Consider the following 22,263-nt stretch of genomic DNA (forward strand, 5'->3'; position numbering starts at 1 on the left):
GGTCTCGATCACTCGACGGGTGCGTTGCCGAAGCCGACCAGCGAGACATGTGTCGTCCACTCGTATTTCGTCGCATCCACGATCTGAGGTCGGGGATGGGCGAAGCCGTGATAGAGCAAGGCATAACACCGCGTCATCGTTTCACCGGGACCAAGCGCCCGGTCGTGACGGAGCGTGCCTCGATAGGCGATGCCCGACTGTCCAGGTTCTCGCCCGATCAAGTCGAAAGACATGCGGTTCACCGTCTGGCCCGAATCGTTGGTCAAGGTCGCTGCGACCGGCAGCTGGGGATCGACGCAGACCGTCGCGTCGGCCGCGACAGTTACCGTCACGGCCGAGACGGCATTCTGCTGCTGGCGAGATTGATCGGCGCTGAAGATCCAGACGACCGTGGCGACGATGGCAACCAGAGTGGTGAGCGCAATCGCCCAGGGACGGCGCCTGAGGAAGAGCTCGATCAGCAGCAAGGCGACGGCGGCCGTGATGACAAAGGGCATTACGAAGGGTCGGCTTCGGTTAAGTGTTTCATCCTGACAAGATAAGGTCGATGACGCGAAAGGCAACCGCTGTTCGGCTGCCTTGGAGTTGCCGCTTGCGTCCTTTAGCCCTGCGGTTCTAACGTTCGACTTCAACCTCCGACGCAGACAGGTGCATCATGCTGATTTCGCTCTATCAAATGCAGCCGCTTTCCGGCGATGTTCCGGGCAATATCGGCAAGATCGCGCAAGCGGCGATCGCGGCGGCGGAAATGGGGGCGGAACTGCTCGTCACGCCGGAACTCGGCACGAGTGGTTATGCGCTCGGCGCCCAGTTCGAGGAGGTCGCGGAAGGCCGTGACGGGTCGATAATCGGCGCGCTCACGGAAATTGCCGCTGATTGCGGCCTTGCCATCTGCGCCGGTTTCCCGGAGCGCGACGGCAATCAGGTGTTCAACTCGTCTGTGCTCATCCGGCCTGACGGCAGCACGGAATTCTATCGCAAGAGCCATCTCTACGGCGATGGCGAGCGGGCGGCCTTCGTGCCGGGCTCGGAGGCGCCGCACGTCTTCGATCTCAATGGCATCAAGACCGGCATGCTGATCTGCTACGATGTGGAGTTCCCCGAAAACGTCCGCACGCTGGCACTTGCTGGTGCCGAACTGATCCTGGTGCCGACGGCGCTGCCCGAAGGCATCATCAGCCGGCGGATCGCCGATACGGTTGTGCCGACACGCGCCTTCGAGAATGGCGTTTTCCTCGTCTATGCCGATCTCTGCGGCGAGGAGAACGGGCTCTCCTATGGCGGCCGCTCGGTGATCCTCGGACCCGATGGTGACGAACTGGCGCGAGCCGGCATGCGGGAAACATTGCTGGTCGCGGAAATCGACCCGACGGCTTATGACGACGCGAAGGCGCAGAACCCCTATCTGATCGATCGCCGGCCCGGCCTCTATCGTCTGGGCTGACGCTCCGCATTGCAGCGGGCGCTCGGGTCTCCTACATCACAGCGACAGATGAAGGAGACCCCGATGATTTTCGACGCTGCCGCGTTGTCCCTGCGCAACCTGTTCGCCCCGGAGACCCGCAACGTCTTCTGGAAGACGCTGGGCCTGACCATCCTCGTCCTGATCGGTCTCTGGTTTGGCCTGCGCGAGAGCTTCATCGCCTTCATCATGCCGCTGCTCCAGGGTTTCATTCCGGATCTGCCGGATTGGGCAGGCTGGCTGACCTTGATCTTCGGCATCCTCGCCAGCATCGGGTTGGCACTCGGGCTGGCGCTGCTTCTCTCGCCGGTCACCGCGATCATTGCGGGCCTCTTCCTCGACGACGTCGCCGAAGTCGTCGAGAAACGCGACTATCCCAGCGATCCGCCGGGCAAGGCCATGCCGACGGGCCAGGCGATCATCGCCTCGATCAAGTTCTTCGGCATCGTCGTCGTCGGCAACCTGATCGCGCTGATGCTGCTCTTCATCCCGGGCATCAACATTCTCGCCTTCTTCCTGGTCAACGGCTATCTGCTGGGCCGGGAATTCTTCGAGTTCGCCGCGATGCGCTTCCGAAGCGTGGAAGAAGCCAAACTGCTCCGGTCACGGCATTCCGGCACGGTGTTCATGGCCGGCCTGTTGATTGCCGGCTTCCTCGCCGTGCCGATCCTCAACCTGCTGACGCCGCTGTTTGCCGCGGGCCTGATGGTGCATCTGCACAAGGCTCTGACGGCGCGGGATGCGGCGATCGCCCGTTGAGCGTCATTCGACGGCGCTGATCGCCTGCGGCGGCAGCTCGACGAGCGGTGCCGGCACATCCACCGTCTTTTCCGGCGACTTGCAGATATCGGCGATGACGCAGCGCTCGCATTCGGGACGCCGCGCCTTGCAACAGTAGCGCCCATGCAGGATCAGCCAGTGGTGGGCGTGAAAGAGATATTGCTCGGGGATGATCCGCATCAGGATGTCCTCGATCTCGTCGGGCGTCTTGCCCGGCGCGAGCTTGATGCGGTTGCCGATCCTCAGGATATGCGTATCGACCGCCATGGTGGGGATGCCGAAGGCCATGGAGAGGACGACATTGGCGGTCTTGCGACCCACACCCGGCAGCGTTACCAGTTCCTCGCGGGTGCGCGGTACGACGCTGCCGAAGTCGTCGACCAGCTTCTGGGACAGCGCGATGACGTTCTTCGCCTTGTTGCGATAAAGCCCGATCGTCTTGATGTAGTCACGGACCTTTTCCTCACCCAGTTCAAGCATCTTTTCCGGCGTATCTGCCACCTTGAAGAGGGCTCGCGTCGCCTTATTTACGCCTGCGTCCGTTGCCTGGGCAGAGAGTGCAACGGCAACGACAAGCGTGAAAGGGTTGACGTGTTCCAGCTCGCCCTTGGGCTCCGGCCTCTGGATCGAGAAGCGGCGGAAAATCTCGTCCAGTTCTGCCCGTGAGTAAGCCGTGCGACGGCGTGCCGCTGGCTTGCGACGGGTCGCAGGATTTGACTTTTTCAAAGTTTGGGTGCTGGATTTCGGCTTCGCATCAGTCATGAAAAACCTATAATCGGGCGCGGTGATGGAAGGCAATCTCGAGCAGGCGGCGGATCGGCCGATTTTCGCAGCGGAACTGACGCCCTACCGGTCGCTGGGGCCTAAAGGCTATCGCATACTCTTCGCTGTAACGGGGACTGTGTGTCTCGTGCATGCGATCTTTTTCATGGCGACTGGTGCCTGGCCGATCGGGTTGTTCTTCGGCCTCGACTTTCTGCTGCTCTACGGCGCCTTCTGGCTGAACTATCGGGCAGCACGCGCCCGCGAAGAAGTGACCGTGTCGCGTACCAGCCTGTCGATCCGCAAATTCACGCCGGCGGGGCGGATGACCGAGCACACGTTCAGGACGCTCTGGGCACGCTTCTTCGTCCAGCGGCACGAGGAATTCGGTATCACCTCCATGGCGGTCGCGGGCGAGGGGCGGCAGACGGATGTCGGCTCCTTCCTCAACCCGGATGATCGCGAGAGCTTCGCCAAGGCCTTCAAGGGTGCGCTGGCGACGGCCAAGCAGCGCATCTGACCTCTCGGGTCGCCCCGCAAGAAACGGGTGGCATCGCAAGCTTTCCCGTGGTGAAGTCCTCACCATATGAGGAATTCACCATGACGCTCGCACAACAGATCGACCTTTCCCGCAGCACAGACATCACGCCCGAAGGCACGGACTACGAGACCGTGCGGCAGGTGATCGAGATGCTGACGCTCGACTATCAGAGCCAGCCATCCCTGGAGCTGATCGCCGAGCGGCTCGGCCAGTCGCCGACGCAGCTGCAGAAGACGTTTACACGCTGGGCGGGCTTGTCGCCGAAGGCCTTTCTGCAGGCTGTGACGCTCGACCATGCCAAGCGGCTGCTGGGCCGCGAGGAACTGCCACTGCTCGAAACATCGCTGGAGTTGGGCCTCTCTGGACCGGGGCGGCTGCACGACCTCTTCGTCACCCACGAGGCAATGAGCCCCGGTGAATGGAAGGCGCGGGGGGCAGGGCTGACGATCCGCTACGGCTACCACCCGTCGCCCTTCGGGCTGGCGCTGGTCATGGTCACCGATCGAGGGCTTGCGGGCTTGGCCTTTGCCGATGCCGGCGGAGAGGTCGCCTGTTTCGACGACATGGCGCAACGCTGGCCGAATGCGCTTTACGTCGAGGATGTCGAGGCGACGGCACCCTATGCGGCGCGCGTCTTCCATCCGGAGCGCTGGTCGGCTGAGGAACCCTTGCGCGTCGTACTGATCGGCTCAGACTTCCAGATCCGCGTCTGGGAGAGCCTTCTCCAGATCCCGCTCGGCAAGGCCGTCACCTATTCCGACATCGCCCAAAAGATCGGCCAGCCGACCGCCAGCCGTGCCGTGGGGGCGGCCGTCGGACGCAACCCGATCTCATTCGTCGTTCCTTGCCACCGGGCGCTCGGCAAGAGCGGTGCGTTGACGGGCTATCACTGGGGGCTGACGCGCAAGCGGGCGATGCTCGGCTGGGAGGCGGGGAAGGGGTGAAGCGCGGCGCTTTTCTGATGGCTGCTTCTGTGAGAGGATGAGCCATGCGCAACACGGTTCAACTCCCTGACGACATCAGCCGCCGGATCGACAGTCTGGTCGAGTCCGGTCGCTTCAATCATGCTGATGATGTGCTTCGCGAAGGACTTCGGCTTGTCGAGGAGAAGGCTGCCGGCGAAGCGGCCAAAGTTGAGGCTTTGCGGCAAGCTGCGGATCGAGGCTTTGCAGATCTGGACCAGGGCCGTTTCACCGAAGTGCCGGTCGAAAAGTTGGCGGACCATGTCGCGAGGATCGGTCGAGAGGCGATCTTACAGGCGAACAAGCAGGTGAGGGACGATGGTTGAGGTTCGGCTTTCGACTGAAGCCGATGCCGACATTCTCGATATTCTGACCAGAACCTATGCGGACTTTGGCGGGGACGCGCTACTCCGCTATGAGTTTCTGATTGTCACTGCTCTCTCCGATCTCGCCGTCTCGAACTGGCGAAATGGCGCCATGACACGGCCTGAGCTCGGACTTGGTGTCCATAGCTACCATCTGCGCAACAGCCGCGATCGGGCGCGCCATTAAACCGGAATAGTTCGCCGGCCGCGACACTTCATCCTCTATCGGCATGTCATGCCCGAATTGATCGGTGTGGGGCGCATCCTGCATGATGCGATGGAGGTGGAGCGACATCTGCCACGCAGCTTCGGCGACGAGTAGACGACTTACCCAGTCGCCAGCCCCAGCAACTCCCGCGCCGCCGCCTCGTCGGTGATCAGCGTGTTGCAGCCAATCCGCCGGATTGTCGCGCGGATCGCCTTGGCACGATGCGCGCCGCCCGAAGACAGCACGATGTGCTTTGCCTTCTTCAGCGTGTCGAGATCAACCGACATCACCCGTTCGTTGATCGGGTGGGCGACCGAGTTCCCTTCGGCGTCGAGGAAGTTGAACATGGTGTCGCAGACGCAGCCGGCCTCCACGAGTTCGGTCAAGGTCTGGTGGCTGATGAAGCCCTCCGAGAGCGAGGTGGAATGCGGTCCGATGTCGCCACAGGACACGATGGCGAGGTCGAGGTTTTCGGCGAGGTCGTAGATCGCCTTCAGCCCGCAGTCTTCGATCAACGCACGTTTTGTCGTGACGGAATCGACCAGCAGTGGTGCCAGGAACATATAGCATTCCGCGCCGAGCTGGCTTGCCAGCCGCCAGGTGTAGTCGATCGGGTTGGTCTGGTGGACGGCGACGATGCCGCCAAGCAGCGAGACGACCTTGCAGTTCTCACGGTTTGGCGGGCGGAAGCCGGCGAGCGAGGCGGTCATGGTGCGGCCCCAGCCGACACCGATGGTCATGTCGTTGGTGATGACTTCGGTGAGGAACTGGCCCAGCGCCAGACCGACTGCCTTGGCGATCGAGGCTGCGTCGGCCATGTCGGGGGAGGGCACGACAACGGCCTCGTCCAAGCCATAGGCCTTTTCCAGCCTGACCGCGAGGTCGACGCAGTCGGCGACGCCATCGCTGATCCAGATCTGCACTTCAGCGCGTTTGCGCGCCTCCTCCAGCATGCGGATGACGGTCGAGCGGCTTATGCCGAGACGGTCGGCCACGTCCTTTTGCGTCAGGCCCTCGTTGTAATAGAGCCATGCGGCGCGGATACGCAGCGCGGCTGCGTCCGTATAGGTCGAATGCGTGTCGCGTCGGAGCTTGGCCAAGATCTCTCTCGAATGGGGAACTTCCAGTCGCCACTATCCGTTGTCATGATACTTATGTCAAATTCAAAGGACATATGTCTTGACTTTGCCACCTTCGGATGGCGATAGTCCGATCAATAGATCGGTGTCTGCCGCCGGTCGTTAACCCTTCTCGCGCAGCCTTAAGGATCACCCGATGACCTCGAAACTCGAACAGCTTCGTTCCATGACGACCGTGGTCGCCGATACCGGCGACATCGAGGCCGTCCGCCGCCTGAAGCCCGTCGATTGCACCACCAACCCGTCGATCGTCTTGAAGGCACTCGGCACGGATGCCTTCAAGGACGCTTTCCAGGAAGCGATCACCTGGGGCAAGGCCAAGGGCGGTCAGGATGAAGCGGTGATCGGCGCGATCGCCGACCGCATGGCGATCTCCGTCGGTGCAGCGCTTGCCGAGCTCGTTCCGGGTCGTGTCTCGACCGAAGTGGATGCCGATCTTTCCTTCGATACCAAGGCTTCCGTCGAGAAAGCGCACCAGATCATCGCCGGCTACAAGGAGCGCGGCATTGAAAAGGATCGCATCCTGATCAAGCTCGCTTCCACCTGGGAAGGCATTCGTGCTGCCGAAGTGCTGCAGAAGGAAGGCATCGACTGCAATCTGACGCTGCTCTTCTCCAAGGCCCAGGCAATCGCCTGCGCGGAAGCCAAGGTGTTTCTCATCTCGCCCTTCGTCGGCCGCATTCTTGACTGGTACAAGAAGTCGACCGGTGAGGACTACACATCCGAAACCGATCCTGGCGTCGTCTCGGTGCGCGCCATCTACGATTATTACAAGGCAAACGGCATCAACACGATCGTCATGGGCGCCTCGTTCCGCAACGCCGGCGAAATCGAAGCGCTGGCTGGTTGCGACCGACTGACGATCAGCCCGCAGTTGCTCGACGAACTGAATGCGGCCGAGGGCATGCTCACCCGCGCGCTGTCGCCGGAAAAGGCGAAGGCCGAGCCGCTGGTCTCGCTGGACGAAAAGGCGTTCCGCTGGGCGATGAACGAGGATGCCATGGCGACCGAAAAGCTTGCCGAAGGCATCCGCGGCTTTGCCAAGGATCTCGGCACGCTGCGCGGCCAGATCTCCAAGGCACTGGCCGCCTGATCAGGCAACCAAAACGCCAATTCAAAGTTCGGAAATGGCCGTGGCGAAAGCTGCGGCCATTTCTCGTTGGTGCCGGACTGATGCCGATTGGGGGAGGAGGACAGATATGGCGATCCTATCAGGCGGTTGCGCCTGCGGCAGCGTGCGGTTCGAGGCGGAGGGCGATCCCGACCGCGTCGGCATCTGCCATTGCCTCGATTGCCGGAAGTATCACGGCGCACTCTTCCTTGCGGCGGCGATCTATCGGGACGCGCAGGTGCTAATCACCGGCGAGCCCCGGATGTATGACGGTCGCTTCTTCTGTACCACCTGTGGTTCCCGCGTCTTCAATCGCAGCGGCGACGAGGTCGAGCTTCATCTCGGGGCCTTCGACGATATCAATGTGTTTCAACCGACATACGAGCTCTGGACGATCCGCCGGGAAGCCTGGCTCCCGGAGTTTGCGGTGGAGCAGCGATACGAGCGCGACCGGCCCGGGGAGGGGCGAGGAGAAGAGTGACGCGGTGGTATTCCTGTCTTTCGTTATGGCTAGCTGGCTCTGCGGTTTGATTGCCGTGACGCACCGCATCAGTTGCGAGCAATGGCAGCTCGAAGCCAACCCTAGGCTACAAGAAGGGCTGCCTTAATGATTGACGAATGGTTAATTTCTGCGTCATATCGCATGAATGATGCGTCTCATGTTCCGAATCGGATTGAGTGAGGCGAGCGGCGGGATTTCCCGACCGGAATCATTTGTGATGGCGGGGGAAGCAGAGACCGTTCTGCTGCATGATGCCCAATCCAACGCCCGGCTCTAAGGAGCCATGTACCTACTGAAATTGCGTCCTCTGCCGGACTGCCAGCTTTCGCCCGCTCTTAAGCGCGCGCCTGGCAGGAAACGCCGGGCTGTCATGTCATCCCTCGGATGTCGTGGAGCGGTGCTGGTCCTGGCTTTCGTCGCAATGCTTTTTTGAACCACATTTCTTTAGGGCGCGCGCGTTCATGGCTACGATTATTCCTTCGATGAGCATCAACCAGATCCGGACGCTGGCGACGTCGGTGATCGCGGCTTTCAGCAGCGAAGATGTCAATGCGCTCAGCTCGACACAGATCGCCGCATTGTCGTCGAAGCAAATTTCCGCCTTGCAAACTGATGATTTCGATAATCTTTCATCCAGCCAGCTGCGCGCGGTTTCCGTCGCTGCGGTTCGCGGCCTGACCATCGATCAGCTCGCCGTCATCGACAGTGCCAAGATCATCGGACTTCAGAGCCGTCAGCTCGGTGCGCTTTCTTCTGGCCAGATTGCAGCGCTTTCAGCTGAACAGTTCAATGCGCTGTCGACCTCCCAGCTGAACGCGCTGACCAGTGTGGCGCTCGCCGCTCTCGGAACGGAGGATATTGCGACCCTGACCTCCGCCGAGCTCTCCGCTCTGTCCACACGCGCGCTGTCCGGTCTGTCTCCCGCCAATTTTGCCACTCTCACAAGCAATCAGCTCTCCGGCCTGACCACGGCCCAGATTGCGTCTCTGTCCACTGTTGTCATTGCCGGCCTGACCACCAGTCAGATCGACGGTCTCTCCGCGCTGCAGGTCTCGGGTCTGACCTCGCGCCAGATTTCGGCGCTCACCACCGACAAGCTCGCCACCTTCGGGACCGAGCAGATCGTCGCCCTGAAGAGCGGTGTGTTCGCAGGCCTGTCATCGACACAGGTCGCGGCACTCTCGACGCAGCAGATCGAGGTGTTGACGACCGGTCAGCTTGCTGCGCTCACCTCCGCCGCGATCGGAGGCCTCGATTCTGATGATATCGATGTGCTGACTGCGGATGACGTCGCCGCCATCGCGACGCGCGCCCTGGCCGGCCTTTCCGTCGCCGTCTTTGCCTCGCTCGGTTCCGCGCAGCTCACCAGCCTCACCTCAGCCAAGATTGCCGCCTTGACCACGGCGCAGATCGCGTCCCTCACTTCGGATCAGGTCGATGGTCTGACCCCCGCCCCGCTTTCCGGTCTTTCGAGCGCTCAAGTGAACGCGCTCAACTCCGACACGCTGCTCTCGCTCAGCACCGTGCAGATCGGCGGCCTGTCTACCCGCGTGATCGCCATGCTCGGTTCAGCCAAGCTTGCCGCGCTCGACAGCGCGCAGATCGCGGCCCTCTCGACCTCGCAGCTTGCCGCCCTATCCTCGGCAGGCGTGGCCGGGCTCGGCACCGACGATCTCGCGAATTTTTCCTCGACCGAACTCGCGGCTCTGAATTCCCGTGCGCTGCAGGCGCTGTCCACGGTCCAGCTTGCAAGCCTGCTCTCGGCTCAGCTGACGGCTCTCTCCAGCGGCCAGATTGCGAGCCTGACGACAGCCCAGGTGGCGGCACTCAACAGCAGTCAGATCGACGGTTTGAGCACCGCTCAGATTTCCGCGCTCGGTTCCGCCCAGATTGTTGCTCTCGGAAACGTCAACATCACCACTCTTTCGACCGAGCAGATAGCAGCACTGAACAGCCGCGCCATTGGCGCGCTCACCAGCGCCCAACTCGATGCCATGACCAGCGACCAGATCGCGGCGCTGACGTCGGCCCAGATCGCAGCACTCTCGTCGAGCGACGTCGCGGCGCTCTCGGCCAGCGACCTGGAGACCTTCTCCACGAACGAGTTCGCCGCACTCACCTCCGCTGCCATTCGTGGCATCTCCACTTCTGTCATCGGCAACCTGTCCACCACGCTGATCGCCGCTTTGAACACGCGCGCCGTTGCGGCACTCACTTCAGCGCAGATTGCGGCCATGACCTCGGCGCAGATCGCCGGCCTGTCGAGCGGCCAGATTGCAGCCCTCTCCTCGACCTCTGTGGCAGCACTCGGGGCCGATGATTTCTCGACCTTCGATTCTGCCGACATTGCTGCCTTGAACTCCCGTGCGCTGGCTGGTCTGACGACCGGCGCGTTCTCCACGTTGACCTCGACCCAGCTGATTACCCTGACCTCGGCCCAGATCGCAGCTCTCTCGACCGCCATTATCGGGTCGCTCGACAGCAATCAGCTGAATGCCTTGACCACGAGCCAGATCGCGACGCTGTCGTCGGCCCAGATCGCGGCGCTTTCGAACACTGCACTTGCATTGCTCGATACGTCGCAGATCAGGGCGATCAGCACGCGTGGCATCGCGGCTTTGACGTCACAACAGGTGTCTGCCCTGAGCACGGCGACCTTCGATGCCCTCACGACCGTGCAACTGGGCGCGCTAAGTTCGGCTGCTATCCGCGCCCTGACGGTCGGCGCCGTCGGGACCCTGACATCTACCGAGATCGCCGCTCTGCCTTCTCGTATCATCGGCACGCTTTCGACTAGCGGCATCGCGGCGCTCAGCTCCGACCAGATTTCGAGCCTGACCGCCGCGCAGGTCGCTGCGCTGACATCAGGTCAAATCGACGTCCTGAGCACCGGCCAGATCGACGCCCTCTCCACGGCGGCCGTTGCCGGGCTTACCAGCGCCCAGCTTCGGTCGCTGACGCCCGAGCAGTTCGGTTCTCTGTCCAGCAGCCAGATGCAATCCTTGAGCACGCGCGCCCTGTCCGACCTTGGCAGCACTCTGTGGTCTGCTGTCGGCAGCGCTGAATTTGCGGCCCTTTCAACGTCGCAACTCGCAGCGCTTGGCAGCGCGCCGCTGGTCACTGCCCAGCTCGATACGCTGACATCGTCGGAACTCGCTGTATTGAGCACCCGGACGATTGCCTCCATCGCCCCATCCTCCTTTGCTACACTCGATACCACCCAGCTGGCCGGGCTCGCGTCCGGGCAGGCCGCGGCGCTGACCACGACGCAGATTGCTGCCCTTAACAGTGCGCAGTTCGGCGGCCTGACGGCTGCGGCCATCGGCGCCCTGTCCAGTACGCAGTTGCGTGCCCTCACCACGGATACGTTGGCCTCGCTCTCGACAAGCCAGGTGGCCGCGATCAACACCCGCGCCTTTGCTGGGCTCGACTCCACCCAGATCGGGGCATTGTCCTCCGAGCAGATCGGGTCTCTGACGACGGCCCTGCTGGGCTTGCTCTCGAGCTCAGCTGTCGCCGGCCTCACGACGGAAGACCTGGACGTGCTCGATCCGAGCGACATCGCAGCAATCAGTTCGCGCGCGATCGCCGGGTTGTCGACGGCGAACATCGCAGCCCTCGACAGCGCTCAGCTTGCCGGCTTGACCACGGCGCAGGTGAGTGCGCTGACGACAGCTCAGATTCAAGCGCTGAGGTCGGATCAGGTCACCAGCCTGTCGAACAGCCAGTTTTCAGCTCTGACGTCTACGCAGATCCGGAACCTGTCGACCAACAGCATCGTCGCCCTGGATACCGCTCGGATCGCAGAGTTGAGCTCGCGGGTAATCGGTTCGCTGTCTACCGATCAGCTCGTCGCCATGACCACGGCGCAGATCGAGGCTCTGACTGCGGCCCAGGTTGGTGCCCTCGGTTCGGCCGCGATCCGTGCTCTCGAAAATGGAGACCTGCAGCTCTTCTCCACCGAAGACATAGCCGCCATTGCTACGGGAGCGATTGCCGGCCTGTCGTCCGAGGACATCGATGATCTGAGCACTGCCCAACTCCTCGCATTGACGACCCCGCAGGTCCAGTCAATGAACGACAACCAGCTCGCGGCAGTTATCGCGGCTTATCGGGACATTTGATCTGACGGATCACGGATGGTCGCTCAGGGCCTTCTCGGCCTTATGAAGGGATCGATAACAATCTCCGGCTCGAATGACGGGTTGCGCAGGTCGTCCGGCGGGGCGAAGCCAGTTTCTTCGAGCAGGAAACGTCCGTCGACCCAGCCGGAGATGCGGGGAAGATCGACGGTGGCGACACGGCACCAATAGCCGCCGCGGCTATCCTTGCAGGAGAGGCGCTCGATCGGTTGACCTTCGTCGAGGGCGTGGATGACGCGGAAATTCGGCCCGGCGCCGGAATGGACGGCAAGGCGCTGGCCAGGCGGCAGGCCGCGCACATGCCAGAGATAGGTGTCCATCAGAGTGCTGTCATCGATGTCAGGGGCGGGGATGACCTTCGGCTCTTGAGCATGCGCCGCAGGGCTCGTACCTGCAATGCAGACGAGGGCGGTCAGGATGATCATGGTAGCGCGGTGGTGCATGCGAGGCTCCCTGAAGTGCTTCGCATCATACCGGCGGCTGCGTGATGCCGCCACCGCTTTGCTGCGTCAGGGTAAATGCCAGCAGCCAAAAGGGAAGGGGCCACCGAGGTGACCCCTTCCCCTTATCGCCCGCAGGCCCCCCTGGGAATTTAATGTGCAATCATCACGTGGCGGACGGTCGTGTAGTCTTCCAGCGCATAGATCGACATGTCCTTGCCATAGCCCGACTGCTTCATGCCGCCATGGGGCATTTCGTTGCAGAGCATGAAGTGGGTGTTGATCCAGGTGCAGCCGTAACGCAGCTTGGCGGCGCTCTGCATGGCGCGGGAAATGTCCTTGGTCCAGACGGAGGAGGCAAGGCCATAGTCGCTGTCATTGGCCCAGGCGACTGCCTGTTCGGCTTCGGTGAAGCGGGTGACGGAGACCACGGGCCCGAAGACTTCGCGGCGGACGATTTCGTCGTCTTGCGTCGCGCCGGCGATGACGGTCGGGGTGTAGAAGAAGCCCTTGTCGGAGCCGAGCTTGCCGCCGGCGACCACTTCCATATGCTTGTGTTCGGCAGCGCGCGTAACGAAGCTTTCAACGCGGTCACGCTGGCGCTTGGAAATCAGCGGGCCGATCTCGTTTTCGGCATCGTCGGCCTGGTTGAACTTGATCGTGGATACGGCGGCGGCCAGATCGGCAACGAAGCGGTCGTAAATCTTGTCTGCCGCATAGATGCGGCAAGCGGCGGTGCAGTCCTGGCCGGCATTGTAGTAGCCGAAAGTGCGGATGGCGGAGACGACGGCGTCGATATCGGCGTCATCGTGGACGATGACCGGGGCCTTGCCGCCGAGCTCCAGATGGGTGCGCTTCACCGTCTTGGCGGCTGCCGTCATGATCTTCTTGCCGGTGGCGATATCGCCGGTGATCGACAGCATCTGGATTTTCGGGTTGTTGATCAGCGCGTTGCCGACGCTTTCGCCGCGGCCGAGCACCACGTTCACCACGCCCTCGGGCAGGATGTCGGCCATGACCTTGGCGAGCTTGAGCGCCGTCAGCGGCGTCTGTTCCGACGGCTTGAAGACGATGGTGTTGCCGCCGGCAAGTGCTGGCGCCAGCTTCCAGGCCATCATCATCAGCGGATAGTTCCACGGCGCAATCGAGCCGATGACGCCGACGGCATCGCGGCGGATCATCGAAGTGAAGCCCGGCAGGTATTCGCCCGAGACTGGGGCCTGCAGCGTGCGGATCGCACCGGCGAAGAAACGGTAGCAGTCAACGATCGCCGGAATTTCATCGTTCAGAACGGCATTGATCGGCTTGCCGCAGTTGAGGCTTTCGAGTGCGGCGAAAGCGGCTGCGTCCTTTTCGATCGCGTCGGCAATGGCGAGCAGGTAGCCGGCGCGCTGGCCGGGCGTGGTCTGCGACCAGGATACGAAGGCGCCTTCTGCAGCATCCACGGCCGCCTCGACCTGGGCGAGCGAGGCTTCCGGGAGATCGACGATGAGTTCGCCGGTTTTGGGGTTCAGGATCTTCTCGTCCGTCTCCGTGCCGGCTTCGAACTTGGCGCCGATCAGCATCTGGGTGTCCATGTCGTTCTCCCTTTTATCAGACTTCAATTGCGAGACCGGCGGTCAAGGCCGCATGGGTTCGGGTGTTTCATTTGCCGCTGCCTGCGATCTGGTCGGTATCGCGGGTCAGATAATAGGCCGCCAGGATCGGCAGGAACGTGACGATCACCACCACCATGGCGACCACGTTGGTGACCGGGCGCTGGCGCGGGCGGATCAGTTCTTCCAGCATCCAGATCGGCAGTGTCGATTGCTGGCCGGCGGTAAACGTCGTGACGATGACTTCGTCGAAGGAGAGCGCGAAGGCGAGCATGCCGCCGGCCAGAAGCGCCGTTGCGATGTTCGGCAGGATCACATGGCGGAAGGTCTGGAAGCCATCGGCACCGAGATCCATGGAGGCTTCGATGAGCGAGCCGGAGGTGCGGCGGAAGCGGGCGACGGCGTTGTTGTAGACCACGACGACGCAGAAGGTGGCGTGGCCGAGGATGATCGTCCAGAAGGAGAAGGGGATATCCGCCAGCGAAAAGGCCGAGCGCAGCGCAATGCCGGTGATGATGCCGGGGAGCGCGATCGGCAGGATGACGAGCAGCGAGATCACTTCGCGGCCGAAGAACTTGGTGCGGGCGACGGCAGCAGCCGCCAGCGTGCCGAGTACCATGGCAATGACGGTTGCGATGCTCGCGACCTTGACCGAGAGCCAGAGCGCTTCCCAGATATCAGGGCGGTTCCAGGCGACCGCAAACCACTTGGTGGTGAAGCCCGGTGGTGGCCACTGGAAGCTCTTTTCCTCCGTGGTGAAGGCATAGACGAAGATCAGCAGGATCGGCAGGTGCAGAAAGGCAAGGCCCGCGCCGGCGGCGATCTTGAGCGACAGGCCCGCGGATTGGGAGCGGTCAGAGCGCATCGAAGGCCCCCATGCGTTTGGCGATGGTCAGATAGATTCCCATAATGACGATCGGAACGACCGAGAAGGCAGCGGCGAGCGGGATGTTGCCCGCGGTGCCCTGCTGAGCATAAACGGCCTGGCCGATGAAGAGCCGCGAGGTGCCGACGATCTGCGGGATGATGTAGTCGCCCATGGTGAGCGAGAAGGTGAAGATCGAGCCGGCGACAATGCCGGGCAGCGCCAGCGGAAAGAGCACATGGCGGAAGGTCTGGCGGCTATCGGCGCCGAGATCGCCTGACGCTTCGATCAGGTTGCCGGGCACGCGCTCCAGGGCTGCCTGGGTGGGCAGGATCATGAAGGGCAGCCAGACATAGACGAAGACGATGAAGGTGCCGAGATAGCTGATGGAGAGCGAATTGCCGCCTATGACGGGTATGGCGAGCAGCCCATCGAGCAGCCAGGTCAGATGCAGTTTGGCGAAGATCCAGGTCAGGATGCCTTCCTTGGCGAGGATCAGTTTCCAGGCATAGACCTTGACGAGATAACTCGACCAGAGCGGCAGCATGATGCCGAGATAGAAGACGGCTTTCCAGCGGCCCTTGGCATAACGCGCGGCGTAATAGGCGATCGGGAAGGCGATGACGGCGGAGGCGAGCGTGACGGCAGCCGACATCAGCAGCGTGCGCAGGATGATGTCAAAATTGGCCGGTCGCAGGAGTTCGCCATAGGTCGCGAGCGTGAACTCGTAATTGATCAGGCCGGAGAATTCGTCGATCGAGAAGAAGCTTTGGAGCAGCAGCGCCAGCAGCGAGCCGACATAGATGATGCCGAGCCAGAGCAGGGGCGGCACCAGCATCAGAACCAGCAGCAGGTTGGGCCTCCGCCAGAACAGATCTGAGAGCCGCCCCATCAGGCACTGACGGCCAGGGGTGATGGCGGTTGAGGAGATCGCAGTCATGCGCCGGCCTCCATGTAATGCAGGTCGGGGGGCGACCAGGCGATGCGGATGCTTTCGCCGGTCTGAGGTGCGGCTTGGCCGGCGGGCAGCGAGAGCGTGAGAGCGGTCACGGCCGTCTCGACGAAAAGTTTGGTCGAGGCGCCGAGGAAGCTCGTCGAGCGCACGGTTGCTTCGACACCGCCTTCAGAGACGATGCGGATCGCTTCGGGGCGCAGGCTCGTCCAGCGGGCTTCTCCGCCCAGCGCCTTCATGGCTTCAGGTGCAATTACATTGGAGGAGCCGACGAAATCGGCGACGAAACGGGTGCGGGGGCGTTTGTAGATCTCATGCGGGGTGCCGGCCTGGACAATCTTGCCGTCATTGAAGACGGCGACGCGGTCGGCCATGGAGAGTGCCTCGCCCTGGTCATGGGTGACGAAGACAAAGGTGATGCCGAGCGAACGCTGCAGGCTTTTCAGCTCCTCCTGCATCTGTTCGCGCAATTTCAGGTCCAGCGCGCCGAGCGGCTCGTCGAGCAGCAGTACCTTGGGCTTGTTGACCAGAGCGCGGGCCAGCGCCACGCGCTGCCGCTGGCCGCCGGAGAGCTGGCCGGGCTTGCGGGCGCCGTAGCCGGGGAGCTTCACCATCTCGAGCGCCTTTTCGGCCTCGCGGTGGCGTTCGGCCTTGGCCACACCCTTGACCATCAGGCCATAGGCGACGTTGTCGAGAATGTTCAGATGCGGGAAGAGGGCATAGTCCTGGAAGACCGTGTTGACGTTGCGGCGATTGGGCGGAACGCCCTCAGCTGTCTCGCCGAAGATCTCGATATGGCCGGCCGTCGGCTGTTCGAAGCCGGCAATCAGGCGCAGGCAGGTCGTCTTGCCGGAGCCGGAAGGGCCCAGCATGGCGAAGAATTCGCCTGGCTCGACGGTCAGGTCGACGGCATCGACGGCTCTCACGCTGCCGAAATGGCGCGAGACCTTCGAGAAGGAGACGGCTGCGGACATGGGGGCTCCAGAATTTCAGTAGGGTGCCGACACAAGGCCAGCGTGGGTCTACACCCTCCCCTTGAGTGGGAGGGTCGGACCGAAGGTCCGGGGTGGGGTGACCACCAGAGTATCGTTTAGAGATCACCCCCACCCGCGCGTTCCGTGCGACCTCCCCCCTCAAGGGGGAGGTGGAAGATCACCGTCCGCCGATCACGCCGATGTAGTCGGAAACCCAGCGGTGGTAGGGCACGCATTCGCCCTGGCTTTCGCATTTTGAAACCGGGGTCTTCCAGAACTTGATCTGTTCAAAGTTGTCGAAGCCGTTGCGCGTGCAGCCTTCGTCGGTCAGCAGCGCATTGCCCTTGCAGGCGGCCGGTACGGAGGGAACCGTCCCGAACCAGGCAGAGACGTCGCCCTGGACCTTGGGCGACAGCGAATGCTCCATCCACATATAGGCGCAGTTCGGGTGCTCGCTCTCGGCATGCAGCATAGTCGTGTCGGCCCAGCCGGTGACACCTTCCTTCGGGAAGACCGATGCCACGGGCTGGTCGGCCTTCAAGAGATTGACCTGGAACGGCCAGGAGCCGGAGGCGATCACGCCTTCGTTCTTGAAGTCGTCGATCTGGATGAAGGCGTCGTGCCAGTAGCGGCTGACGAGCTGGCGCTGGCCGCGCAACAGGTCAAGGGCTGCCTTGTACTGATCTTCGTTCAGCTCGAAGGGGTCCTTGATGCCGAGTTCCGGCTTGTGGAACATCAGGTAGTTGGCGGCGTCGGCGACATGGATCGGGCCGTCATAAGCCTGGACGCGGCCCTTGTTGGACTTGCCGTCGGCAAGCGTCATCTCTTCAAAGACAACATTCCAGCTGTCGGGCGCTTTGTCGCCGAAGGCCTTGGTGTTGTACATCAGCACGTTCGGGCCCCAGACGTAAGGCGTGCCGTAATGGACGCCGTCCTTGGTATGCCAGGGGGCGTTTTGCAGGCGCTCGTCGATGGTGCTCCAGGAGGGGATGAGGGCCGTGTTGATCGGCTGGACGCGCTTGCCGGCGACGAGGCGGAGCGACGCGTCGCCCGAGGCGGTTACGAGGTCGAAGCCGCCTTCGTTCATCAGGGCGACCATTTCATCCGAGGTGGCGGCGGTCTTCACTGAGACCATGCAGCCGGTCTTCTTTTCGAATTCGGTGACCCAGTCGAAATTCTTGTCGGTTTCGCCGCGCTCGATATAGCCGGCCCACGCGACGATGGAGAGGGCGCCTTCGCCGGCTCCGAGTGCCTGCAACGGCTCCTGGGCAACAGCGGCGGTGGTCATGCTCAATACAGAGGCGAGGACAGTGCAAGACTTCAGAAGAGATTTCATCGCGAGGTCTCCCGGTTGTGAGGGGCCGCGTTTTCGCAGCCTTATGTTCCCGGCGAGAAAGTTGCCGCGAATTTTCCGCATTCGCAAATTCATTCGCCAGAATGCCGGTATCGGTTTTTCCGATGGATAGGTCATCTTCGGCGGTTGTTGCTGAATGCCCCTCATCCGGCTGCCGCCACCTTCTCCCCGCAGACGGGGAGAAGGCCGATGGGGCTGCCGTTTCCGCCTTCTCCCCGCCTGCGGGGAGAAGGTCTCTGCAGGGGGATGAGGGGCAGTTACTGCAGGTGATTACCTGACCCGTCCGCTGCGGCTTGCCTCGGCAATGCCGACGAAATCCCTTGCCGACTGGGGCAGGCTGGACCCCTTGCGCCAGACCATGCCGACCTGCACCACTGGAAGCGCGCCCGAGACGTCGCGGCTTTCGATGCGGTCGCCTTCCAGCGACCAGGGGCGGTAGACGAGGTCCGGCAGGAGCGCCACGCCGGCACCGGTCGCGACAAGGCTGCGGACTGCTTCCACCGAACGGGTGCGGAAGGCGACATGCGGGCGGGCGCCCAGCGCCGATAGGAGCTTGCCGGTGTTCTCCTCGATTTCATCCACCGTCAGCATGATCAGCGGCTCCTTGGTGATATCGGCAATCGAGATGATATCGGCGGAGACCAGCGGGTGGCCGATGGGCAACCAGAGGCGGTAGGGCGAGGTTTCCAGGATCTCGGCCTGCAGCGCCATGCGATCGCGCAGGTTGGAGATGACCATGACCGCGACATCCAGTTCACCGCCGATCAGCAGGTGTTCGAGATAGGAGCCGTTATCCTCGATGGCCGAGACCTCGACGCCCGGGCAGGCCCGGCGATAGCGGGCGAGGAGGTCCGACAGCACATAACCGGCGACGAGCGAGGTGACGCCGATGTTGAGAGTGCCGCCAGTGCTGTTCTGGGTCTCGGTGAAGACGTTGCGGGCATCCGAGACATCGGCGAGGATCTTCGTTGCGTGGCGGAGGAACTGGTGGCCGTTATAGGTGATGGTCAGGCCGCGCGGGTGGCGCTCGAAGAGTTCGACGCCGAGATCGCCTTCCAGTTCCTTGATCGCCTCGGTCACAGAGGACTGCGAGATCGACAGGTTCTGGGCGGCGCGGGTGACCGATCCCTGTTCGGCGACGGCGACGAAATATTGCAATTGGCGGAGGGTGAAGGCCATGGCCTTTTGAAGCACGGCACCCGCTGCGAGGCAAGGCGGTCGCCAAGCCGGTTGGCAAGAGGTTGTCAGGTTACAGGGCAGCTATGCAATACTGGGCTGGTCAAAGAGCATCCAGGGTGTAGGATCATCTCGCCCGCGCCGTTGCTTCGTCCACGGATCCCTCCTCGTGCAAAGTTTCCTTGTCCCTATGAAATCGACGCCGCTCGGCTATCTCTTCACCTTCCTTGCCTTCTCCGTCTTTGCCATCCAGGACGGTCTCTCCAAACATCTGGGAGAAACACATTCACCCGTGCAGGTGGCGATGGTACGCTACTGGGCCTTTGTCGCCTTCGCACTTTTTCTCGCCATGCGGTCGTCAGGCGGATTGCAGGCTGCCGTCAATACAAAGCGGCCTTTTCTGCAGATCCTCCGGGGCTTGATCCTTTTCTCGCAGATCCTGATCTCGATCGTCGCCTTCACGCAGGTGGGGCTGGCGCAGAGCCAGGCGATCTTTGCGGCCGGTCCGATTTTCGTGGCGCTCCTTTCCATGCCGATCCTCGGGGAAAAGGTCGGATGGCGGCGCTGGACGGCGATCCTGTTCGGCCTCGTCGGCGTGGTGATCATGCTTGCCCCTGATGGAGATGGCTTCAACTCTTACATATGGCTGCCGTTGATCTGTGCCGTGCTCGGGGCGATCTACGGCATCGCCACGCGGCTTGTCAGTCGCGACGACCAGCCGTCCACCAGCTTCTTCTATCTCGCGATCGTCGGCTTTATCGGCTCGAACCTGCTCGGCCCCTTCTTCTGGACGCCGTTCACGCCGGTTGGATGGGGTCTGATGATCGCGCTGTGCTGCACGGGCATTATCGGTCATCTGGCACTGATCAAGGCCTATGAAAACCTCGATGCCGTGATCGTGCAGCCGATTTCCTATTGGCAGCTCGTGCTCGGCGCGATGATAGCGGTAACTGTGTTCGGTGAGGTCCTGCGCTGGAACACGGTCGTCGGCGCCGTGATCGTTGTCGGTGCGGGCCTCTTCACCGTCTGGCGGGAATGGGTGGTGTCGCGCCGTGCACGGAGGGCGGAGGAAGTGGGGCGGGTCTGAGGCGCTGCGGAAACGTCATTCCTCAGCGATCCGTCTCAGTTCTTCCAGTCCCATCGGTGCGACAGGTCGGAAGTCCAAGCCGTATACGCGGTTTGTGCAGTCGCGCTTCACCCGTTCGATTTGCGCCTTTTCGCCCCGAATGCGGGCACGCAGCAGCGGATCGCGGGTGCCTGTGATGGCCATCGACTTGTTGACCACCCAGCCATAGGGCGCGATGCCGGCGCGGCGCAGGTCGTCCTGCAGGGCGGAGGCTTCCGAGACCGGTGTCGTCTCCGGCAGCGTCACGAGCAGGACGCGTGTATAGGCGGGATCCTGCAGGCGCATCAGCGGCGTGACCATGCGGCCGGGAGCATTGTCGTCCATATGCCGGGTCATCTGGCGGTGATAGGCACCGGTCGCATCGAGGAGCAGCAGCGTGTGGCCAGTCGGCGCCGTGTCGATGACGACGAAGCTCGAGCGGGCTTCGCCGACAACGCGGGAAAAGGCGTGGAAGACGGCGACTTCCTCGGTGCAGGGCGAAGCGAGATCCTCGCGCAGCAGTGCCTGGCCGGCCTCGTCCAGATCCCGGCCCTTGGTCTCCATGATCTTGTCGATGTAGCGGGCCGTCTCCGCCTCCGGGTCAATACGGTCAACGGTCAAGCCGGGCATTGCGCCTGCGCCGACGACGAAGGAGAGGTGGGCGGCCGGATCGGTGGTGGTGAGATGCACGCTGTGACCGCGGGCGGCGAGCCCGACAGCCACGGCTGCGGCCACGGTGGTCTTGCCAACGCCACCCTTGCCCATGACCATCACGAGGCCCTTGCCGCTTGCGGCGATCTCATCGACCAGCGTCGAGAGACGGGGGAGGTCGGGGCCTTCGGAGATTTCGCCTGCTGCATCAGCGGGAGGCACAAAGGGCGTTTCGGACAGAAGCGCACGCAGGGCGTCGAACCCCACCATGTCGAAGGGTTTGAGGGCAACCTCGTCGCGGGGAAGGGCTGCCAGGGTAGGCGGAAGTTCGGCGAGCGCCTTTGTCTGTTCTGCAGCGAAGGCGCTCGCCACCTGATCGTTCGGATCTGACGGCGTGAAGCGACCGTTGACGGCGAGCATCTGGTTGGAGAGGCCGAGTTCGGAGAGTTCTCCGGCCGTGCGGGCGGCTTCGCGGATGGCGCCGCGATCGGCACGCGTCACGAGCACGATGGTGGTTCGGGCGGGATCTCCGAGGCATTCCAGCGCTGTGCGAAACCGGTCTTCCTGCATCTTCAGCCCGGAATGCGGTCCAAGGCAGGAGGCTCCGCGTTCGTTGGCTTCGAGAAATCCGGTCCAGGCTTTGGGCAGGCTGAGGAGCCGCAAGGTGTGGCCGGTCGGAGCTGTGTCAAAGATGATGTGGTCGAAGCGCGGGTCGTCATCGGCCAGCAGGCCGACAAATTCGTCAAAGGCGGCGATTTCTGTGGTGCAGGCGCCGGACAATTGTTCGCGCACGGTGGCGCGGTCCTTGTCGGTGGCTTCAGGTTCCATCTGGTCGAGCACGCGTTGGCGATAGTCCTCGGCAGCACTCTCCGGATCGATGTTCATGGCAAACAGGCCGGTTACGCCGGGGACCGGTGACGGATCGCTGCCGAGGGTGAAACCGAGCATTTCGTCGAGATTGGAGGCGGGATCGGTGCTGACGAGCAGGATCTTCAGCCCCTTGTCCGCGAGCGCAATGGCGGTCGCACAGCTGAGCGAGGTCTTGCCGACGCCGCCCTTGCCAGTGAAGAACAGGTGGCGGGTAGGGTTGTTGAGCAGTTTCATCGGCGGCATGGGCTTCACCCTCGTTTTGTTGAGGAGACTCTAGCTCGCCCTTGCCCTGGCGGACTTGATCCAG

21 protein-coding genes are annotated in these 22,263 nt (G+C 62.6%); 10 read left to right on the plus strand and 11 right to left on the minus strand.

The window, feature by feature from the left end:
- Positions 1-8 precede the first annotated feature (8 nt).
- Positions 9-497 carry a hypothetical protein gene (locus tag E9677_RS07455; protein WP_136557475.1) on the minus strand — a complete coding sequence of 163 codons (489 nt, stop codon included), beginning with the start codon at positions 495-497 and terminating at the stop codon, positions 9-11.
- Positions 498-655: 158 nt separating this feature from the next.
- Between E9677_RS07455 and E9677_RS07460 the strand changes: the two genes are divergently transcribed.
- Positions 656-1,444, plus strand: coding sequence for a carbon-nitrogen hydrolase family protein (locus E9677_RS07460; RefSeq protein ID WP_136557476.1), 789 nt, complete (start codon positions 656-658; stop codon positions 1,442-1,444).
- Positions 1,445-1,507: 63 nt separating this feature from the next.
- Positions 1,508-2,221, plus strand: coding sequence for a sulfate transporter family protein (locus tag E9677_RS07465; RefSeq protein WP_136557477.1), 714 nt, complete (start codon positions 1,508-1,510; stop codon positions 2,219-2,221).
- A gap of 3 nt (positions 2,222-2,224) precedes the next feature.
- Here E9677_RS07465 and nth read toward each other — a convergent pair whose 3' ends face one another.
- The gene (nth, locus tag E9677_RS07470) at positions 2,225-3,004 is read right to left on the minus strand and encodes an endonuclease III (protein ID WP_136557478.1); all 780 of its coding nucleotides are present in this window, start codon (positions 3,002-3,004) and stop codon (positions 2,225-2,227) included.
- 25 nt (positions 3,005-3,029) lie between these two features.
- Here nth and E9677_RS07475 point away from each other — a divergent pair, with 25 nt between their 5' ends.
- From E9677_RS07475 to E9677_RS25510, 4 genes are all read left to right on the plus strand, one after another.
- Entirely contained in the window at positions 3,030-3,524 is a 495-nt protein-coding gene (locus E9677_RS07475; RefSeq protein WP_136557479.1) for a DUF2244 domain-containing protein, read from the plus strand.
- 80 nt (positions 3,525-3,604) lie between these two features.
- On the plus strand, positions 3,605-4,489 hold the full coding sequence (locus tag E9677_RS07480; protein ID WP_136557480.1) for a methylated-DNA--[protein]-cysteine S-methyltransferase: 885 nt from the start codon (positions 3,605-3,607) through the stop codon (positions 4,487-4,489).
- Positions 4,490-4,533: 44 nt separating this feature from the next.
- Positions 4,534-4,833, plus strand: a complete 300-nt coding sequence (locus E9677_RS07485; RefSeq protein WP_136557481.1) for a type II toxin-antitoxin system ParD family antitoxin — start codon at positions 4,534-4,536, stop codon at positions 4,831-4,833.
- Positions 4,826-5,059 (plus strand): hypothetical protein, encoded by a 234-nt coding sequence (locus E9677_RS25510; protein ID WP_235882885.1) that lies wholly within the window; start codon positions 4,826-4,828, stop codon positions 5,057-5,059. Before E9677_RS07485 ends, E9677_RS25510 begins: the two co-directional genes overlap by 8 nt.
- A 140-nt stretch (positions 5,060-5,199) precedes the next feature.
- On the opposite strand, the gene E9677_RS07495 is transcribed toward E9677_RS25510, so the two are convergent.
- Positions 5,200-6,180, minus strand: a complete 981-nt coding sequence (locus tag E9677_RS07495; protein WP_136557482.1) for a sugar-binding transcriptional regulator — start codon at positions 6,178-6,180, stop codon at positions 5,200-5,202.
- 175 nt (positions 6,181-6,355) lie between these two features.
- Between E9677_RS07495 and tal the strand changes: the two genes are divergently transcribed.
- From tal to E9677_RS07510, 3 genes are all read left to right on the plus strand, one after another.
- A complete protein-coding gene (tal, locus tag E9677_RS07500; protein WP_136557483.1) occupies positions 6,356-7,312 on the plus strand; it encodes a transaldolase in 957 nt (318 codons plus the stop codon).
- A 106-nt stretch (positions 7,313-7,418) separates the two neighbouring features.
- Positions 7,419-7,811 (plus strand): GFA family protein, encoded by a 393-nt coding sequence (locus tag E9677_RS07505; protein ID WP_136557484.1) that lies wholly within the window; start codon positions 7,419-7,421, stop codon positions 7,809-7,811.
- A 482-nt stretch (positions 7,812-8,293) separates the two neighbouring features.
- Positions 8,294-11,956, plus strand: coding sequence for a beta strand repeat-containing protein (locus E9677_RS07510; protein WP_136557485.1), 3,663 nt, complete (start codon positions 8,294-8,296; stop codon positions 11,954-11,956).
- Positions 11,957-11,979: 23 nt separating this feature from the next.
- Here E9677_RS07510 and E9677_RS07515 read toward each other — a convergent pair whose 3' ends face one another.
- The 7 genes from E9677_RS07515 to E9677_RS07545 all read right to left on the minus strand — a co-directional run bounded on the left by E9677_RS07515 (position 11,980) and on the right by E9677_RS07545 (position 19,333).
- Positions 11,980-12,417: an SH3 domain-containing protein gene (locus tag E9677_RS07515; RefSeq protein WP_136557486.1), complete on the minus strand. Its 438-nt coding sequence runs from the start codon at positions 12,415-12,417 to the stop codon at positions 11,980-11,982.
- Between the two features lie 149 nt (positions 12,418-12,566).
- Positions 12,567-13,991, minus strand: coding sequence for a gamma-aminobutyraldehyde dehydrogenase (locus tag E9677_RS07520; RefSeq protein WP_136557487.1), 1,425 nt, complete (start codon positions 13,989-13,991; stop codon positions 12,567-12,569).
- Positions 13,992-14,058: 67 nt separating this feature from the next.
- Positions 14,059-14,874 carry an ABC transporter permease gene (locus E9677_RS07525; protein ID WP_136557488.1) on the minus strand — a complete coding sequence of 272 codons (816 nt, stop codon included), beginning with the start codon at positions 14,872-14,874 and terminating at the stop codon, positions 14,059-14,061.
- Complete coding sequence (locus E9677_RS07530) at positions 14,864-15,814, minus strand: ABC transporter permease (protein ID WP_136557489.1); 951 nt, start codon at positions 15,812-15,814, stop codon at positions 14,864-14,866. Before E9677_RS07530 ends, E9677_RS07525 begins: the two co-directional genes overlap by 11 nt.
- Complete coding sequence (locus tag E9677_RS07535; protein WP_136557490.1) at positions 15,811-16,800, minus strand: ABC transporter ATP-binding protein; 990 nt, start codon at positions 16,798-16,800, stop codon at positions 15,811-15,813. The genes E9677_RS07530 and E9677_RS07535 overlap by 4 nt, the downstream gene beginning before the upstream one ends.
- Before the next feature lie 178 nt (positions 16,801-16,978).
- Positions 16,979-18,136: an ABC transporter substrate-binding protein gene (locus E9677_RS07540; RefSeq protein WP_136557491.1), complete on the minus strand. Its 1,158-nt coding sequence runs from the start codon at positions 18,134-18,136 to the stop codon at positions 16,979-16,981.
- Between the two features lie 288 nt (positions 18,137-18,424).
- Positions 18,425-19,333 carry a LysR substrate-binding domain-containing protein gene (locus E9677_RS07545; RefSeq protein WP_136538057.1) on the minus strand — a complete coding sequence of 303 codons (909 nt, stop codon included), beginning with the start codon at positions 19,331-19,333 and terminating at the stop codon, positions 18,425-18,427.
- Between the two features lie 187 nt (positions 19,334-19,520).
- Between E9677_RS07545 and E9677_RS07550 the strand changes: the two genes are divergently transcribed.
- Complete coding sequence (locus E9677_RS07550; RefSeq protein ID WP_136558115.1) at positions 19,521-20,417, plus strand: DMT family transporter; 897 nt, start codon at positions 19,521-19,523, stop codon at positions 20,415-20,417.
- Between the two features lie 15 nt (positions 20,418-20,432).
- On the opposite strand, the gene arsA is transcribed toward E9677_RS07550, so the two are convergent.
- Positions 20,433-22,199, minus strand: coding sequence for an arsenical pump-driving ATPase (gene arsA / locus E9677_RS07555; protein ID WP_136557492.1), 1,767 nt, complete (start codon positions 22,197-22,199; stop codon positions 20,433-20,435).
- Positions 22,200-22,263 lie beyond the last annotated feature (64 nt).

Origin of the sequence: Peteryoungia rhizophila, from assembly GCF_004912145.1 — a bacterium.
In the GTDB taxonomy this organism is placed as follows: Bacteria; Pseudomonadota; Alphaproteobacteria; order Rhizobiales; family Rhizobiaceae; genus Allorhizobium; species Allorhizobium rhizophilum.